The sequence below is a fragment of the Bradyrhizobium elkanii WSM2783 genome (genome assembly GCF_000472865.1).
In the GTDB taxonomy this organism is placed as follows: domain Bacteria; phylum Pseudomonadota; class Alphaproteobacteria; order Rhizobiales; family Xanthobacteraceae; genus Bradyrhizobium; species Bradyrhizobium elkanii_A.
In genome coordinates this window covers 287,520-305,739 of sequence record NZ_AXAP01000001.1, presented here as the reverse complement: position 1 = coordinate 305,739, position 18,220 = coordinate 287,520, and the positions used below count along the sequence as shown (strand labels likewise).

The 18,220-nt window shown below is 60.3% G+C and carries 13 protein-coding genes and 1 pseudogene; 2 read left to right on the top strand and 12 right to left on the bottom strand.

Translation table 11 applies throughout. The features are described from left to right. Positions 1-240 precede the first annotated feature (240 nt). Both YY7_RS61740 and YY7_RS0101455 read right to left on the bottom strand, forming a co-directional pair. Positions 241-1,245: a hypothetical protein gene (locus tag YY7_RS61740; protein WP_051396428.1), complete on the bottom strand. Its 1,005-nt coding sequence runs from the start codon at positions 1,243-1,245 to the stop codon at positions 241-243. Between the two features lie 55 nt (positions 1,246-1,300). After that, positions 1,301-1,885 carry a DUF6680 family protein gene (locus YY7_RS0101455; protein WP_028161671.1) on the bottom strand — a complete coding sequence of 195 codons (585 nt, stop codon included), beginning with the start codon at positions 1,883-1,885 and terminating at the stop codon, positions 1,301-1,303. Between the two features lie 295 nt (positions 1,886-2,180). On the opposite strand from YY7_RS0101455, the gene YY7_RS64305 reads away from it, so the two are divergent. After that, positions 2,181-2,303 carry a hypothetical protein gene (locus YY7_RS64305; RefSeq protein ID WP_283806976.1) on the top strand — a complete coding sequence of 41 codons (123 nt, stop codon included), beginning with the start codon at positions 2,181-2,183 and terminating at the stop codon, positions 2,301-2,303. A gap of 209 nt (positions 2,304-2,512) precedes the next feature. On the opposite strand, the gene YY7_RS0101445 is transcribed toward YY7_RS64305, so the two are convergent. The 8 genes from YY7_RS0101445 to YY7_RS0101410 form a co-directional block, all read right to left on the bottom strand. Continuing rightward, entirely contained in the window at positions 2,513-5,302 is a 2,790-nt protein-coding gene (locus YY7_RS0101445) for an Ig-like domain repeat protein (RefSeq protein ID WP_433994480.1), read from the bottom strand. Between the two features lie 175 nt (positions 5,303-5,477). Next, complete coding sequence (locus tag YY7_RS0101440; RefSeq protein ID WP_028161669.1) at positions 5,478-6,998, bottom strand: class I adenylate-forming enzyme family protein; 1,521 nt, start codon at positions 6,996-6,998, stop codon at positions 5,478-5,480. A gap of 141 nt (positions 6,999-7,139) precedes the next feature. Continuing rightward, positions 7,140-8,396, bottom strand: coding sequence for an ABC transporter substrate-binding protein (locus YY7_RS0101435; protein ID WP_155254989.1), 1,257 nt, complete (start codon positions 8,394-8,396; stop codon positions 7,140-7,142). A gap of 145 nt (positions 8,397-8,541) precedes the next feature. Further along, positions 8,542-9,006 (bottom strand): Lrp/AsnC family transcriptional regulator, encoded by a 465-nt coding sequence (locus YY7_RS0101430; protein ID WP_028161667.1) that lies wholly within the window; start codon positions 9,004-9,006, stop codon positions 8,542-8,544. A 181-nt stretch (positions 9,007-9,187) separates the two neighbouring features. Further along, positions 9,188-9,949, bottom strand: a complete 762-nt coding sequence (locus YY7_RS0101425; protein WP_028161666.1) for an SDR family NAD(P)-dependent oxidoreductase — start codon at positions 9,947-9,949, stop codon at positions 9,188-9,190. Between the two features lie 24 nt (positions 9,950-9,973). After that, the gene (locus tag YY7_RS0101420; RefSeq protein WP_028161665.1) at positions 9,974-10,384 is read right to left on the bottom strand and encodes a PaaI family thioesterase; all 411 of its coding nucleotides are present in this window, start codon (positions 10,382-10,384) and stop codon (positions 9,974-9,976) included. Beyond that, the gene (locus YY7_RS0101415) at positions 10,381-11,400 is read right to left on the bottom strand and encodes a zinc-binding dehydrogenase (RefSeq protein ID WP_028161664.1); all 1,020 of its coding nucleotides are present in this window, start codon (positions 11,398-11,400) and stop codon (positions 10,381-10,383) included. The genes YY7_RS0101420 and YY7_RS0101415 overlap by 4 nt, the downstream gene beginning before the upstream one ends. A 14-nt stretch (positions 11,401-11,414) precedes the next feature. Continuing rightward, complete coding sequence (locus YY7_RS0101410) at positions 11,415-12,137, bottom strand: aspartate/glutamate racemase family protein (RefSeq protein ID WP_028161663.1); 723 nt, start codon at positions 12,135-12,137, stop codon at positions 11,415-11,417. Between the two features lie 939 nt (positions 12,138-13,076). Here YY7_RS0101410 and YY7_RS0101400 point away from each other — a divergent pair. Then, entirely contained in the window at positions 13,077-15,926 is a 2,850-nt protein-coding gene (locus tag YY7_RS0101400) for a winged helix-turn-helix domain-containing protein (RefSeq protein ID WP_028161661.1), read from the top strand. Between the two features lie 21 nt (positions 15,927-15,947). Here YY7_RS0101400 and YY7_RS50280 read toward each other — a convergent pair. Further along, positions 15,948-17,228 (bottom strand): annotated as a pseudogene (locus YY7_RS50280) (malic enzyme-like NAD(P)-binding protein); the annotation flags it as partial. Between the two features lie 175 nt (positions 17,229-17,403). After that, positions 17,404-18,210 carry an SDR family NAD(P)-dependent oxidoreductase gene (locus YY7_RS0101390; protein WP_028161660.1) on the bottom strand — a complete coding sequence of 269 codons (807 nt, stop codon included), beginning with the start codon at positions 18,208-18,210 and terminating at the stop codon, positions 17,404-17,406. Positions 18,211-18,220 lie beyond the last annotated feature (10 nt).

Here is an 18,220-nt window from a genome sequence, read left to right as displayed (position 1 = left end):
TTCATCTAGCCTACGCATCAGAGGGCGAGTTTATACGTCCTGTCATCTCGAACTTTCTCAAGGAGCGCGACTGCTTCCTGTTAGGTGACACTGTTAAGATTTTTCTCTTCAACTTCCTCTTGGCCAAGTTTCGTAATGTAGTATCGACTTCCATCGTCCTGAACGAATGCCCTATCCAATCCTGAACGGCGGGTACGGCGCGCGGAGCGAGGCAAGACGGCACGCTGCGCTGCCAGCACTCTACTTGAGCCGCTCAACTGATGTGAGAAGGCGCCTGAAGATCAATACGATGAGCAGCGCTCCAAGGAAGATGGCGACGGCGCCGATGCTGCCGGACTTGAAGCTGCTTCCTAAAATGTTGATCTCCGTATCGCTCGTGCTGCCGTGCCATACGGCGAAGCCGCCCAGCGCAAGCAGCACCAAACCAATGATGAACGTCGTCCAGACGACCACGGTGTGGATTGGATGTGCTTGAACAGGCACGGCGCGAGTAGGCTCAGGAAGCGCCATCTTCATAGGCGCAGGTTGTCGGTCCTTAAGATACGCAATGTAATCGCGCACGAAAGGAACTATGAGTTGGCGGGTCATGTTCGCTAGGTTTGAGGTGATGTTATTGCCGTTGTAGTAGAACTGGTGCGAAATGTTGCTTGGCATGTCGTCATCCTTAGCCATTTTCTCGATGAGCAGGATCACAGTGCCAAGTTCCTTCTCATGGTCGGCGGGCCAACTGAGCTTCGCGCTGCCGACCCAGCTTCCCTGTGTGTCGTTCGCAGCCTTGAGCCAAGCTTCAAGGTCAATGCCTTGGGTTAGCTGTTGTGTAATCGGCTCTATTTCTGGATTGCGCAGCAGGCGAGCGAGCTTCTTTATCGTCTCGCCATAGGTCTGGAAATCAGCGGCGATTAAGTCGAAGGCCGCATTGTTGAGTCGGCGGTATATCGCGGCTTCATCACCCATGTCCTGCTCCGTCGGCGTCTCCATACGCGCCGTTGCCGCGCGCTCGATCAGCTCTTCGCGGTACTTCTTTTTTATTTCAGCGACCCACGTTTCAACGATTGTGTTGCCGCGATAGGCGCCTAACTTCCGATCGATGGCTGCTTCGACGTTAGCGATCGCTGATTCCACACTGGACGGATCGGCTGGATCGAACCGCACTTCCGCCAGATCACCATCGAGCGCGGCAATGGCCTTAGCTGCATCGTCGAATTCGCGAGCGACGTCCCCAAATCCAGACATTTTAATCGGCATGATTCGTAGCGATCCGTTGCCTGAGGCTGGCTAATCAAAAAGTCCATTCACGATGCTAGTTCTGCACCTTCACATGCAGTGCGCCACCCTCATTGATGATCTTCCCTAGACCCTTCAATATGTCGGACTGTAGCACCGTTGGCTCTGGCCCTATTTTCACTTCGATTGGGAAACTGGCTTTCCCTCGCATTATCGCGGCCATGCCAATCTGTATCGCGTCGGCATCGTCGCCTCGCGCTCCGAGCGCTTTGGGGAAGTAAATATTCTGCATTTGTGCAGCGTTGAATTTGTAGCCGACTTCGTTGCCGATTGTCGTCAGAAGTTCGATCAGAAGATCCGCGCGCTTTTGCAGCCAAGCATCATTCATTGGACCAGCGCTCAAGTGCCTAAAGTAGGTCTCCCAAACATCCATGACCTTCTTCCTCCCGTAGAAGTCGATCGGGACGGCGTTGAGCGCTTCGACGTGCGCGGTGCTTAACGCTGCCGCGCGCGTGGCCATCAGAGTGCGGAAGATGGCGAGCATTCGCGCCCTCTTTTCCCTGCTAGCCTCCAACCATTTCTGTGCCTGTACCGCGAAGATCGGTCCTAATAGCGTGGCGGCTGCGATTACGATGTCGCTAAATTTTATGGCGGTATCCATTTCCTTCCTCGCCCCAAAAGCCCATGCTTCGGGAAGCTTGGAGCTATTGAGGGCGGATCAGCAAGGTAGAGCGACGGCGTATCCCCACCTAAAAGTTGCTCTGGTTCTTGTAAGTTGCTCAGTAACCCCTATGTTGAACTGGCATGATTTTCAGCTGATTCTTTATAGTCGGAGGAGTGACCGCGGGGCACCTTGACCGGACCAGGACACAGGCTAACCCACCCGCAACACTGCTGGCCTACTGCGTGAACCGACTACCGTAAGGGACCTCACGCACGGGAATTGGAGACACCTAATGGGTGTATTCCTCGTTCTCGAAGCCAGTCAGCCGCACGGTACGTCCTACCGTATCGGCTTCGGATGGACCTTCCATCCGACGCTGGTTTCGATAGTCGCGGCACTGACGCGGTTGTTCTAAAAGGGAGGGCACCTCGGCAACGGGGTGCCTTTTCTTTTGTCGTCAGGGAAGACAGTTTCCAACCGGGTTTGCCTATACCCGGTTTATACTTGGCGATGGTTGGGAATTAGCGGTCAGGTTTTAGTAAGCTATTGAAATCTTGGCGCGCCACCCAGAACAAAACTGCGAACTCTTATGTAACCGAAATTACTATATTAATCTTAGTCGCCTCAAAACGGAACCGAGGCTCGTCCACGGAACGTCCAGATTTGCACGTTGCTGCCGATGCCGCCGAGTTCGGCGCCAAGAGCGACGGTGGCCTGGTTGCCGAGGCGCGCTGCCAACCCTCCCGTTACACGCGCGGACCAGCCATCGAGCAGCGGGACGGACGCGAGCGGCACGGCCCCGGCGAGCGCCAAGGCGGCGGCATCATCGCCGGTAAAGTAGTAATCCGCGTAGACCCCGGCATAAGGCGCGAGCATCACGGCGGCTCCGGTGAGCCAGGGATAACTGAGCTTGATGCCGGCCGAGGCGCGCCCCGTGAAAAAAGTGCGATCGGCCTGCACAGTGCCGAGCGAGTCCGTATAGGCGTTCTCCCGCTCCCACAGCGCATAGAGCTTCGCCGAAGGTTCGATATCGAAGCCGTAAGTCGTGTAGTTGCCGGTCAGCCCGCTCGACACCAGCCAGCGGTGGCCGCTAAAGTTGCCCGTGGCGGTGCCTGCGGTGCCGTCATAGCCGATGGCGGAATACGCCGCGGCTGCGTCGAAGCGCAGTCCCGGCGCGAACCTCCAGCCGAGGTATGAACCTAAGGTCCAGCCATCGCCCTTGAGGTGCCCGCTCAAGGTATCGGACCGGTAGTCGAAGGTCTCGTAGCCGCCGAGCGCACCGACCAGAAGATTCGGTGTGACCCTGCGGGTAAGGCCCAGCAGCGCATTGATCTGGCTGCCGTAGAGAATCGGTGTCGATGTCGACGAGCCCCAGCGATCGATGCCGCTGCCTCTGACATCCGCCCACAACAGCCAGTCCTTCGGCGCGACGTAGCCAGACGCGGGCGCCTTGGCGGGCATCGCATTGCGATTGATTGCCGCGAAGGCGTTGTCGACCCGGGATGCGCCCTGCGGCAATTGCGGCTGCGCATAGCTGTTGGCGCCGCCCGGCAGGCCGCCGCCGCTGCGCCCGTACGATCCATTCCATCGATCCGACACGTCGGCGCCTGCGGTTGCGGCCTGCGGCTGATCGGGATCGGCGGAGAAGTTGAAACGGATGCTGCCCCCGCTCGGCGAGACCAGGCTGCCGCCATCGCTGAAGCCCTCGGAGATCGCGGTGTCGATCGCGCCTGCAATGGCAGCGCCGGAGTTTTGCGCCACGGTCTTGGTTGCGATGATCTGCAAGGCCCGCAGCTTCAGACTGTCCTGTGGCGTGTTCACCGCCTGCAGCAGCGCTGCCGACGTGCTGGCCTTGAACGTGCCATTGCCGGCATAGGTTGCGGTGATGGTATGGGTGCCGGCCGTCAGCGCCGAGGTCGTCAGGCTGGCAACCCCGCCGGCCAAGGTGGCGCTGCCGATCGCAGCGCCGCCATCGTCGAATCTCACCGTGCCGGTCGGCGTATCGCCCCCGCTTGTCACCGTTGCTGTGAACGTCACCGCCTGTCCCGGCGTGCTGGGATTGGCAGATGAGACAAGGACCGTCGACGTCGTCCCCTGGGTCACGGCCTGGCTCAGCACCGATGAGGTGCTGGACGTGTTGGTGGCATCGCCGCCGTAGACTGCCGTGATCGCATGGGTTCCGGATGTCAGCGCCGATGTGGTCAACGTCGCCAGTCCGCCAACGAGGGGGCCGGTGCCCAGCGTCGTCGTACCGTCCATGAATGTGACCGTGCCGGTGGGCGTGCCGCTCGTGCCAGTCACGGTTGCGGTGAAGGTGACAGCCTGTCCCGGCATGCTTGGATTGACCGACGAAACGAGGACTGTCGCCGTCGCCGCCTGGCTCACAGCCTGGTTCAGCACCGACGACGTACTCGACATGTTGTTGGTATCGCCGCCATAGACTGCCGTGATCGCATGCGTTCCGGTGGTCAGCGCCGATGTGGTGAACGTTGCCAGTCCGCCACTGATGGTGCCGGTGCCCAGCGTCGTCGTGCCGTCCTGGAACGTCACCGTGCCAGTGGGCGATGAGCCCGACACTGTCGCGGTGAAGGTGACGGCCTGTCCCGGAAGGCTCGGGCTGGGTGACGCAACCAACGTAATGCTGCTGATCGCCCTGGCGATGATGATGTCCTGGGTCACCTGGCTTGCGGCCGCGACGGTGGTTCCATTGCCGGCCTGATCGGCGGCCACCGTGCACGTGCCTACGCTGATCATGGTCACGATACCGCCGAAAACCGTGCAGACGCCCGGGGTCAGCGAGGAATAGGTTACCGCCAGGCCGCTGCTTGCCGAGGCCAGCGGACTGACCACAAACGTGCCGCCGCTGACAAAGGTCCGTCCCGTCTGGGCGCCGAAGGTGATGGTCTGGCTGATCGGTCCGACTGTATAATTATTTGAAACGGCGGTGCCGATGCCGGCTTCCAAGCCTAAGTTCACCACCCCGGACAGGTCCACAACGACCTTATTGGTTGGGCGCGGCGCACCCGAAATTGCATTGAGGTCGACGGTGTAGGTGATGTTGTCCGAGGTTGCGAGATTGCCCGCGGTCGCACTGGTGAGCGTCAAGTCATGGAGATCAAAGCCGGTCACGACTTCGGAGAACGAGATTGTCACCTTCGCCAACCCACCATACGCTATTCGATCCGGGGCAACAGTGACAGTCGCTGTCGGGGGCGCCGCATGGGCTGACGTCGTAACGGCAAAAAATGCGAAAACAATCAGTGCGGCCAGCTTGATGCTGCCGACAATGCGACCAAACCCAGACACAAGGCCCCCAGCACGTCTTCTTGCGATATTCCCAGTCAGTCGCAATTGATCGCATACATGTCGGGACGCGTCGAGCGCAAATAAATGCGCGCCGTCCCGCGGGCGCATGGCGGTGACGGCCGTTGCGGCGTTATGGCGCTCGATTTCTCACAGGACACTGTTCGAGGTCACAATCGAACGACCGCTCGGGCCGAACTCGCACGACCTGGCCGCGATCAAGGCTCGCCTTCCATTGTCGTTACCGCCATGTCGATGGCGGAGCCTGCCACCTGGCCAGCGAACGTCAGGCGCGTTCGCCGGCTGCCCGACGCCGAGCCGCAATCCGTTCGGCTTCCTCGGTCAGCAGGCGGCGATCGGGCTTGTTGGTCGCCGACACCGGAATCGCGGACCGGAATTCGACGAAACGCGGATGCGCGAAGGCCGGTCCATTGTCGATCGTGAATTTCTTAATCGCGGCCTCGTCGACCTTGGCGCCGTCCTGCGGCACCACGAAGGCGAATGGCAGCATGCCCTTGATTTCGTCGGGCACAGGCACAACCGCGGCCTGGTGTATACCCGGCATCCGCTCAATCAGCTTTTCGACTTCACCCGGCCAGACATTCTCGCCGCCGACCACGAACATGTCGTCGGCGCGCCCGAGGAAATGGAAGAAGCCGTTCTCGTCGCGGCGCATGATATCGCCGGAGCGATACCATCCGTCACGCATCACTTGAGCGGTCTTCTCGGGCTGGTTGTTGTAGCCCTCCATCAGCATCGGGCTCTTCATATAGAGTACGCCCTCGTCCGGAGATGGACCTTCTCGAAGCTCGGCCAGCGCGCCTGGCACCGGATAGCCCAGTGCCGTATCCGGCCGCGGCACTCCGTCGGGATGCGGACCGAACACGCCGGGTCCCGCTTCGGTGGTGCCGTAAGCATTGCTGATCGCTGCACCCGGGAAGAGATCTTGGACCTTCTCGATCAACGACTTGGTCAGGGGCGCCGATCCCATCATCACGTTGGTGACCGACGAGAAATCGAGCCCAGCGACGAGGTCGCGCTCACGCGCCAGCATCGCCATCATGGTCGGCACCGATGTCAGCCAGGTGACCCGATGTTCGGCGATCGCTTGGGCGTAAAGCCGCGCATCAAAGGCGGGTAGCAACACCATCGATGCTCGGGCATGCAGCGCCGTCTTGACGCTGATCGTCGCATTCATGTGGAACATCGGCGCGGCGACGATGTAGCGGTGGCGCGAGCGATCGCCGGCTCGTGCCGCGGCATCCAGCGCCCACATCTGCGACGCGTGCGACAGCAGCACGCCCTTCGGCATACCCGTCGAGCCGGAGGTGTAGAGGATCGTGGCGATCTCCCGACCCTTCGGTTCGAACGCGGTGAATGGACCGTGGTCGAGCAGCGCTGCGTAGCCCTCGGCGGTATCGAAGTCGATGCCGAGCAGATGATCCGGCACCAGTGACGCCCGCTCGTGATCGTGGAACACCGCCCGAAGGTCGGCGTCTCTCACGATGTAATCGACGGTTTCCCGCGCCAGCTTGAACGAGATCGGCACCGCGACCATGCCGGCCCGCATGATCCCGAGATAGGCCGCGATCATCGGCGCCGAATTCAGCGACATGATACCGATGCGGTCGCCCCGCTTCAGCCCCTTGGCGAGCAGGCCGCGCGCCACCGCATCGCAAGCGGCATCAAGCGCAGCGTAGGTGACTTCTTCAGGCCGGTCGGGTTGACGAAGATCGATGATCGCGACCTTGGCGGGGTCGTTCAACGGATCGAAGCAGCAACCGAGGTTACGAGAAGGCCAGGACATCAGTTCCACTCCTAAGAAACTCAACGCGACGATCGCCGATGCGCCCTGTCCGCCGAAATGGTGTAATCGCGGTGCTGGGCGACAAGGCGGCCCCGGCGAGGTCCGCCGCTGAATGGCCGCCACGCTCGGAAGCCGGAAATGTCACTTCTTAACCAGCGGGCAGGCACTATCCGATAACGGGCGGAACGCCTGATCGCCCGGGATCGTCTCAAGGATCTTGTAGAAATCCCACGGCCCCTTCGACTCCGACGGCTTCTTCACCTCCGCAAGATACATGTCATGCACCATGCGACCATCGATCCGAATGTGACCATCGTGCGCGAAGAAGTCGTTGATCGGCATCTCGCGCATCTTGGCCATCACGGCCTGCGCGTCCAGCGTACCGGCCGCAGCGACCGCCTTGAGATAGTGCATCGTTGACGAGTAGTCGCCGGCCTGAGTCGAGGTCGGCATCTTGCCGAATTTCTCCATGAAGCGCTTCGACCAGGCGCGGGTCTCGTCGTTCAGATCCCAATAAAACGCCTCGGTGAGCAACAGTCCTTGCGCGGAGCTGAGACCGAGCGCCTTGGTGTCATTGAGATTGATCGCAAGACCGACGACCTGCTGCTTGCCGTCGCGGCCGATGCCGAATTCGGCCGCCGACTTGATTGAATTGATCGTATCGGCGCCTCCGTTGGCCAGCGCGATGACGTCGGCGCCCGAGTTCTGCGCCTGCAGCAGGAACGACGAGAAGTCGCTCGTATTGATTGGATGTTTGACCTCCGAAACCACGGTGCCGCCCGCCTGCTCGACGAAGCGCCGGCTATCGCTGGCGAGCTGGTGGCCGTAAGCGTAGTCGGCCTCGAGGATCGCCCACTTGTTCTTGCCGCGGCGGACGACGGCATTGGCCGTGCCTCGGGCGAGCGCATAGGTGTCCCACGTGTAGTGGATGCTGTTCGGCGTGCACTTCTCATTGGTGATCACCGAGGTGCTCGCCCCGTTCACGATCGCAACGCGGTCCTTCGACTTGACGAGTTCCATCACGCCGAGCGCCACCGCCGAGTTCATCAGATCAGCGAGCATCACCACGTTCTTCTCGTCGATCCACGCGCGTGCGAGCGACACGCCGACATCCGCCTTGTTCTGATGGTCGGCGGAAATGACCTCGATCGGACGCCCAAGCACCTTGCCGCCGAAATCGTCGACCGCCATCTTGACCGCGACCACCGCGCCCGGACCGGAAATGTCAGCAAAAAGGCCGGACATGTCGGTGAGCACCCCAATCCGCACCGGCGAGGTATCCGCCGCCTTCTGCTGAGCTGACGCGCTACCGATGCCCAGGCTCGCGATGCCGAGTCCCGTACAAAAAGCGGCCGTCGCGAGCCGCCTCATCACAATCCTGAGGCAAATGTTCTTCATAGTTCCTCCAACATCGCAGTTATCCGGGTTCGCGCATTCGCGTACGAACCCACTTGAAAAGCTCTTCACGAAAGGGCGGCGGCGCGACGTGACCCTGCATCATCAATCAACGCATCATCAATCAACGGACGAGTCGCGGCGCGGTTCATATCTTGACGTAGTTGAGCGGCAACGCAGTGGAGTATTTGATCGTCTCCATCGCGAAGCTCGAACTCACATCGAAGAGTTCCGCCGCGTTGATAAGTCGCTTATAAACGCCGTCGTATGCCGCAACATCCGGCACGACAATGCGCAGCAGGTAGTCGACCTCGCCGCTCATGCGATAGAATTCGGTCACCTCCGGAATCTTCGCAACCTCGCGGGCGAACGCCGTCATCCACTTGGTGTGGTGCTTGTTGGTCTTCAGCGTCACGAATACCGTCACCGGCACGTTGACCATGTCTGGATCAAGCAGTGCAACGCGGCGGCGGATGATCTTCTTCTCGATCAGCGCTTGGATCCGCCGCCAACAGGGCGAACTCGACAGCCCTGCCTTTTCGGCGACGGTCGCGAGCGGCATCATCGCGTCCTCCTGCAGGGAACCGAGAATCTTGAGATCGATGCGATCCATCAGCGTCCTGTCTCCACCAACGACCATGCACTGAATTTACACTCAATGCACTGCACAAGAGGGAACGCTGAAGATGCCGCAGCATCTTCGCAGCAGCCATGCTCGCCATGAGGCATGCGAAAGTGGATCTTTCGGCCGGCGGCGGGGCTAGGCAACAAGAAATCGGGATCGGGATCCGTACTCATAAGCGCTGGCCGCCACTCGCTTCAATGGTCTCGCCTGTGATCCAACCACCCTCACGCGACGCCAGAAACGCGACGACCGGTGCGATGTCGCCCGGCTCGGCAATCCGGCCGAGCGCAACGGTGTCGCGGATCGCGCTGCTGCGCTCCGGATCAGACGCGGCGGGGTTGAGATCCGTTGAAGTTGCGCCCGGTAGCACCGCGTTAACGGTGATGCCGCGCGACCCGAGATGCGCGGCGAGCACGCGGCTGAGTGTCGACAGCGCCGCCTTGGTCGGCGCATAGACCGGCATGGTCGGGAACGACAGCCGCGCCGCCATTGATGAGATGTTGATGATGCGGCCACCGTCCGCCATGACCGGCAGCAGCTTCTGAATCAGGAAAAACGGTGACTTGAAGTTGATCTGCAGTATGCGGTCGAAGTCGGCTTCGCTCACCTGCTCGATGGTCTTGCGGTCGTCGATGCCTGCATTGTTGACGAGAATGTCCAGCAACGGCGGATCGCGTTCCTCGCGGAGCTTGCCAATCAGCGCCTCTGCAAGCTGGCTGGCGCCGGTTGGATCGGCGAGATCCGCCGCGACAAGGAAGCCGTCACCACCTTGCGCACGAATCAGCTCGAGCGTCTGCCTTGCCTCGTCGCTTCGGACCCGATAATGAACGCCGACGACAGCGCCGTCTTGTGCCAGCCGGACAGCGATCGCTCGGCCGATGCCGCGGCTTGCGCCGGTGACGAGAGCAATCCTGTCAGCGAGCAGCTTCATCACGGCCCTTCACTTCCGGGCGTTCTAGATCGCATAGGTCGCCCGCCCGATCGCGATCAGAGCGCCCTTCACGTCGTGGACGTCGACATCGGCGACGCCCACGGTGCGGCCGAGCCGGCGCACTCGACCGGTGCAGATCAGCTCGGTATCGATCGCTGGCCGGAAGAAATCGACGCGGAAGTTGATGGTCGGCAGGCCGCGGCCGACGAACATCACAAGCGCGTAGTCGCCCACGGTGTCGATGATCGACGCGATCGGACCGCCGTGCCACTGCCTGGTGCCGGGCTCGCGCTCGAACTCCGGCCGCATCGGCGATTTCATGACGAGTTCCTGCTTGTCGGCATCGAGCGCGGTCACCGTCAGTCCGAGAAACGAGATGAACGGCGATTGCTTCAGCATCGCCTCGATCTGACCTTGATCAAGCGGCGTCGTCATGGCGTCACCACGACTTTGCCGAACACGGTGCGGTCTTCCAGCATCCGCAGCGCATCTGCTGCCCGCTCCAGCGGGAACGACTTGTCGATCAACGCGCTCAGTTTTCCGGCGGAAACCAACGCGAACAGGTTCTTGATATCGTCCCGCTCCCAGCCGTTGGAGCCACGGATCTGCAGTTCGAATGTCCAGATCACCCGGAGGTCTTCGGCTGGATCGTAGCCGGCGGTCGCGCCGCAGGTGAGGATACGGCCGCCGAGCTTCAGTGTGCGCAGCGACTTCACCCAGGTGTCGCCGCCCGTGAAGTTGACGACAACATCGACGCCGCCGTTGACGGACGAGCCGCTGCCAACGCGCTGCGGCCGGCCGTGACGCTGGCGCACGACCTGCATGAAATCTTCCTCGGTGTAGAGGATGACTTCGTCGGCGCCGACTTCCTTGAGCCGCCGCGCCTTCTCTGCCGAGCCCGCACAGGCGATGACATAGGCGCCGGCAATCTTGGCGAGTTGCACGCAGCACACACCGACGCCCCCGCTGGCACCGAGGATCAGTACCTTCTCACCCGCCGAGACCTGACCGTTGGTGGTCATCATGCGGTGCGCAGTGCCGTAGGCAACCGGCAGGGCCGCCGCGTGCTCGAAGCTCACATTGTCGGGAATCCGGACAAGCTGGTGCGCGGGCGCCTTGCACAGCTCCGCGAGCCCGCCATTCATGGTCTCGCCCATCAGCCCGCCCTCGACGCGATTGAGCGGATCGACGAGCACACGGTCGCCGACCTTCCAGCCCTCGACCTTGGAACCCACCCTGACGATCTCGCCTGCGACATCAAGCCCCATGATCAGGGGCAGCGGGACCTTGATCCCCGGCATGCCGCGGCGGGTGAAAATGTCATGATAGTTCAGGGACGTCGCTCGCACACGCAACAAGACGTGGGCCGGGCCGATGTCTGGATCGGGAAAGTTCGGATCGAAGGTGAGCTTGTCGAGTCCCCCATGTTCCCGCAGGATCATCGCACGCATTAGAACTTCCTCCCTCAGGCTGCGTCGGCGCGACCGAGCGGCCCATCGCCGAGAGCGAAATCGACCGCCGCATCCGCGTGCAGCAGCGTCGAGTCGAACGCCGGTAAATCAAGGTTTTCCGGCCGGATCAAGAGTCCGATTTCGGTGCAGCCGAGGATCACGCTGTCCACGCCGGCGGACCGCCCGCGCCTGATGACCTCCATGTAGCGTTGCCGCGAGGACTCACGAATGATGCCGCAGCACAGTTCGGAAAAGATGATGTCATGCACCGCCGCGCGATCATCGGCCTCCGGCACGATGGTGTCCAGCCCGTGCCGGACGCTCATGCGCTCGCGATAGAAATCGTGCTCCATGGTGTAGCGGGTCGCCAGCAGCAGCGGCCGGCGAACGCCGGCCGCCTTCAGCTCATGTGCGCATATGTCGATGATATTCAGCAGCGGGACGCGGATCGCCGCCTGCACCGTGTCGGCGAGCTTGTGCATGGTGTTGGTGCAGATCAGCACGCAATCGGCCCCGGCGGCCTCGAGCTCGCGCGCGATCTTCTGCAATACGCCAGCAGCGCCGTCCCAATCGCCCGAGGTTTGCATCGCGACGATTGACTCGAAGTCGACCGAGCGCATGACGATCTCGGCGGAATGCAGGCCGCCGCAGAGGTTGCGAACCTGCTCGTTGAGCCGGCGATAATACACCGCAGTGCTCTCCCAGCTCATTCCGCCAATCAAGCCGATCGTCTTCATCATCAATCCTCGCAATCCGGTTGCTGGCGCAACCTCCGTCGCCATGATCGCAAAGGGTCATGCCAGTTGCCCACGCGATCAACGATTGATCGAACTCTAGCACCGGCAACCGATCGACTGCTTGCGTTGTTGTACCCTCCGAGCTTCCATTTTGGAAGTTATTTCCATTAATGGCGCGCTGCGCGGCATCTAATTCTGAATTTTGTGCCATCCTCGCAGATTATATCCAGATAGCCCCAACGCAAATGGACCGCGTTCACCGAGTATTGCAAGTCGGGATTGGATTCTTCAGGATTTTTGCGGGTCAGCATCACAACCTACCTGCAGGGTCGGCGGCCTGAATGGGTTGAGTCGCAAAAGGTCAGGATCGGTAACTCATGGCAACTTGTCGGCGCGATAATGGCCACAGGGCCGACCCTTGAAGAAATGAAGCGCGAACGCGAAGAGCAGCAGAGCGCTACCATGAAGAGGAAGCGCGCCGATACGAAGCCCACCGCTTGCGAGACATCGACGAGAAGCGCTGGAACAAGTTTCGTGAGTTATGCCGTTGCGAAAGCGGAAGCTCTCAATCCGTTTGGCGGGGGCGCTGTGGGGATGTTTGAGACCATTGCGAAGGTAAGACAGTGGTCATAAGTGTCGCCCGTTCACGACGGTTGCCCTGGCGCCGCGCATTAACCCGAAAGGCTGAGAACGGCGAAATTCTTTGTGTGAGGAACTCGACCTCTGCTTGCTGCGCCGAACACGACCGGTCTGTCTCGAGGGATTGAACCTGCCATGCGGAGCCTTGAGTCGAATTTCCGCGTTTGAATGGACACTCGCCCTCACGAAATTGAGCCGGAACTCATTAATTTTGCTCACTTTTGGCAAGTTGCGATGGGGCGGCCGAAATGACAAACTTTGCAGGCACAATTCGGCCTTCCCATCGTATAGAGTGGCTTTATGAAGCCCGCTTCTTCATCCCCCTCGAAGGATCAAACTCGCGACGACAAGGGCGTCCAGTTCGGACGCTACAGCATCTTCCCGAGATTACGCCTACTCTTGCGCGAGGGTGCAAAGGTCGACATCAGCACGCGCGCCTTCGATGTCCTCTGGGTGCTCGTGCAGGCCGACGGCGAGCTGGTGTCAAAGGACCAACTTATCGATACCGTCTGGTCGGGGGTCGTTGTCGAAGAGAACAATCTTCAAGCCCAAATGTCGGCGATTAGGCGAGCGTTAGGCCCAGATCGCGGCATGATCCGGACCGAGTTCGGGCGCGGCTATCGACTGGTCGCAGAAGAACGGACGCCGCATTCCGAAAAAGGAGCGTCGGAGGCGAAGCGATCGCCGCCGTCAAACCTGCCACTTCCCTTGACCTCACTGCTCGGACGCGCCGTTGACCTTCGCGAAATCGAGCGATTGTTCGACAAAAGCCGTCTCGTCACAATTACCGGCACCGGAGGAGTTGGGAAAACAAGAATCGCTCTTGAGCTCGGACGACGCTTGGCCGGACATTTTCAAGATGGCGTCCACTTGGCAGAAATCGCCAAGATCTCGGAGGACGAATTAGTAGGCCCAACCCTTGCGGGAGCACTGCAGATCCCTTCCCCCGACATCGAGCGCGCCGATCGGATCGGCTTCCTGCTGTCGGGTCGTCAGCTTCTCCTGATCGTTGACAACTGCGAGCATCTTGCTGGACCAATCTCCAGGAACGTTGAGACGATTCTGCGCCACGTCCCTATGGCTAAGATGCTGATTACCAGTCAGGAGCCTCTTGGCCTCGATGGCGAACAGATCTATCGCCTTGCGCCCCTCGCGGTTCCGCCGGCCGACACACGCGACTTGGGTGTTGCGATGGCATACCCAGCATTCGAGCTCTTCGCAGAGCGCTCGTCAGCGAACGTGCAGTCGCTCGATCTTGATGTGGAGGTCGCGAGTGCGATTTGTCAACGCCTCGATGGCCTGCCCCTCGCCCTAGAGCTCGCAGCGGCTCGCGTTTCCACGCTTGGAGTCCGAGGCGTTCTCGCCGCACTTGATGATCGCTTCAACCTGCTGACCGCTGGTCGTCGCACGGCCTTATCGAGGCATCGCACTCTCAGGGCCACTGTCGACTGGAGCTACCATCTTCTGGACAGCGACGAGCAGCGACTATTTTGCCGATTGGCTCTTTTTGCCTCGAGCTTCGACGCCCAGGCGGCAAGAGCCGTTGCAGCGCCCGAGAACGATGACCCGTGGTTCAGCCTTGACCTACTCAGCGGCCTCGTAGGGAAGTCACTTCTTCTCCTTGATTTAAATCGCGCTACACCGAGATATCGGCTCTTGGAAACGATTCGGTTCTACGCGCTGGAGAAGCTGGCAGAACGCGGTGACGTTGACTTGAGCGCGGAACGGCACGCAGCCTACTTCGTTGAGATCACTCGACGCGCGTCGGACGACTGGAAGACGCTTCCGACGGAGGATTGGCGCGCAACCTACGAAAATGCGATCGATGACATCCGTGCCGCTCTAGACTGGTCTTTTTCCGCGAAGGGAGATATGCGGATCGGCGTAAGCATGTTGGCATGCGCAACTCCCTTCTGGATTCAGCTGTCATTGCATGATGAATGCCGACGGCGGATTACCCAAGCCTTGGACCGTCTCGCAGACGCCCTCAATCCGGACGACGAGATGGCGCTTATGGCGGCTCTTGGAACGGCGCTCAGCTGGGCAATCGGTCCGGTCATTGAGACGAGCGCTGCATGGCATAAGGCTCTTACCCTCGCTCGGGAACTCCGCGCCAACGAGATCGAACTGCAAGCTCGATACGGACTTTGGCTCTACAATCTCAGGTCGGGTAGCTACCGCTTGGCACTGGAGCACGCGGAGGAAATGCTCCAGTTATCTACTGCGTCTAATGATTCGGAAGCGCAAGCGGTCGGCCGACGCATCTGCGGTGTCGCCCAACACTTTCTCGGCAATCACGATCTCGCGCGGGAACTTATCGAGAGCAGCCTGCGCTGGTTCGATGTCAACCGCCCTCAGCAGGCATTTCGGTTCGGCATCGATCAGCGTATCGCCGGGTTGTCGTTCCTATCGCGTATACTTTGGGTCCAAGGCTTCGGCGATCAAGGCAGGGAGATGTCGGCTGCCGCGGCCGACGAAGCGCAAGCGCTCGACCATGCCAACACGCTCTGCTGCGCACTTGCAGAAGGCTGGTGCACTGTGCACGCTCTTGACGGCGATTATGAAGCTGTTCGGCGCGAGGCAAAACGCCTACAACACATTGCGCGCGAACATGGATTGGGCTTTTGGAGCACCTACGGCGACCTCTTCGAGTTGTGGGCTCAGGTGTGTGATGAGGGGGAGGTACCTGTCTCGCGCCTAGCGGCAGCCGTGGCTTCCGTTGAACGGCTGGGCTTTGATCAGGAGTACTCCACGCTGTTCAGCGACATCTTACTCACCGCACAACGAAACAAGTGGGATCCTTCCGCTCTTCGGCCGATCTCATCGGTGCTCCTCTCTCGATGCGAGAGCGATTCGTCCTGGGGCGAACCAGAGTTTCGCCGCGCTGGCTCGCACCTCAATAATTCCCCTTCCGAAGCCATTGCCGGCCTCAGAAAGGCTCTGTCGATTAGCCATCGACAAGGGGCAAAGGCTTGGACCTTGAAAGTCGCCACCGATCTGGCCACCATGCTGGCCAGCCAAGGGGATGATGACGAAGCCAGGTCGACGCTCGTGGCGGCGCTAGAGAGCTTTCCTGCCGCGACCGCGGGGAGAGATCTGGCTGCAGCACGCGCCCTCGCGAGCCGTTTGGGACTTGATCTTTCGCGTTAGGCGCTAATCAGTTCTCTTCATTCTGCGCCGGAGACCTCGTTCGTACTCCCCCAGATCTGGGATCGATCGCCGGGCAACACCCGTCTCGAGGGCTGCCTTCATCACCGCTATTGGTACGGTATAGATCAGCCTCGGGTCGAACGGTGTGGGAATGATGTAGTCACGCCCAAACGATAGCTTCCTACCGTACGCACTCTCCACCTCATCAGGCACCGCACTGCGTGCCAGTCCAGCCAAGGCCTGAGCGCATGCGATTTTCATCTCCTCGTTTATCGCGCGCGCCCGGACGTCCAGTGCTCCCCGGAACAGGTATGGAAAGCAAAGAACATTGTTGACCTGGTTAGGGTAGTCGGAGCGACCGGTCGCCACGATGGCATCAGCACGGATGGCCCGAGCTTCCTCGGGGGTGATCTCAGGGTCTGGATTTGCAAGGGCGAAAATAATCGGGTCTGCCGACATACTGTCAACCATCCGACGGGTCAACGCGCCTTTTACAGACACTCCGATGAAAACGTCGGCGCCTTCGACCGCCTCCTCCAGCGTGCGGGCAGTCGTGTCTGTCGCATGTTCGGACTTCCATCTATTCATTCCGTCAGTACGGCCGCTCCACACTGGCCCCTTCGAATCGCACAGAATGCAATTCTCCCGGACCGCGCCCATGAACTTCAAGAGCTTCAGACATGCGATGCCTGCTGCTCCAGCTCCATTGAGCACGATCTTCACGTCTTCGATCTTCTTGTCAGCCAGATCAAGCGCGTTGATAAGCGCTGCGGCACAGATCACCGCCGTTCCGTGCTGATCATCATGGAACACTGGTATATCCATTGTCTCTCTCAGCCGTTCTTCGATGAGAAAGCACTCAGGAGCCTTGATGTCCTCCAGGTTCACTCCGCCAAACGTCGGCTGCATGAGGCGGACCGTTCTTACGATCTCATCGACGGCTTCCGTCTCAAGCTCGATGTCGATCGCATCGACGCCGGCGAACCGCTTGAACAAAGCCGCCTTACCCTCCATCACCGGCTTCGACGCAAGCGCCCCCAGGTTTCCCAACCCTAAAATCGCGGTACCATTCGTAACTATGGCGACCATGTTGCCCTTCACGGTGTAGTCGTAGGCGGTGTCGGGCCGTGCGGCGATAGCCAAGACAGGAGCGGCAACGCCCGGACTGTACGAAAGCGACAGGTCCCGTTGCGTTAGCATTGGCGTCGAGGACACCACCTCGTATTTTCCGGGCCATGGCTCGAGGTGATAGTTGAGCGCCTCGGCGTCAGTGATCTCGTCTCTAATGATCAAAATTTCCATTCCTTCTTCGCCATCGGCAACAGGCTGATCCCGGGAAGCGCGAAACAGCCTTCAAAGATCCCGCGCAACCTGCCGACGTACGATCCACTCGCGATCAGTAGCTACCCTGGTCGAATGCCACGAACTGCGATTTTTGCGGCGGACCGAGCGGAGGGCCGTCCGCCCATCCGTCCGGCTACATGAAACGATCGGCGCCCCCGGACGCCTCGATCGTGTCGCCCGTTACAAAGCCATTCCTGTCCGAACTTAGAAACGCTGCGATCGCGGCGATCTCCTGAGCGGTTCCCGCGCGGCCCACGGGGGTACGCTCAGCCGAAATTCGCGCAATGACTTCGTCGTCCGACAGAGTGCTAAACTCCTGCCGCGCCCGTCGCACAGCCGGGACCATGTTGTTCGCCCAATTGTCCGTGGCGACGGCACCGATCCCTATCGCGTTCACGAGTATGCCGTCTTTTGCCACTTCCATCGCCAGTGACTTCGTCAGGTTGTTGATGGCCGCGCTAAGAACGTGCGAAACGAACAACTTCGGATTGGGGTAAATTCCCCCGATGGACGACATGTTGACGATGCGCCCCCATCCAGCCTTTTGCATATGAGGGATCGCCGCCTTGCACATCCTTCGCATCGACGTCAGCTTGACGCCTGTCATCTCTTCCCAATCTTCCTCGCTCGAATTCATTAGGCCGCCGGCATGGGCACGCCCCGCATTGTTTACAAGGATGTGCAATCCGCCAAACGCCTCGATCGATTTACCGACGATGAGCTCAACTGACCCCGGCTTCGCCACGTCTGCTGCCAGCGAGGCGACTTTCGCGCCTTTACGTCCAAGAAGCTTTTCCGCAGCCTGGTTCAATCTGGCTTGGTTTCGAGCCACTACAAGAACGGACGCCCCGTTTGCCAAAAGCTCGTCCGCGACGGCATATCCAATGCCTGCGCTCGCGCCGGTAACGATGGCAACTCGTCCTGCAATTCCAAGATCCATGAAATCCTCC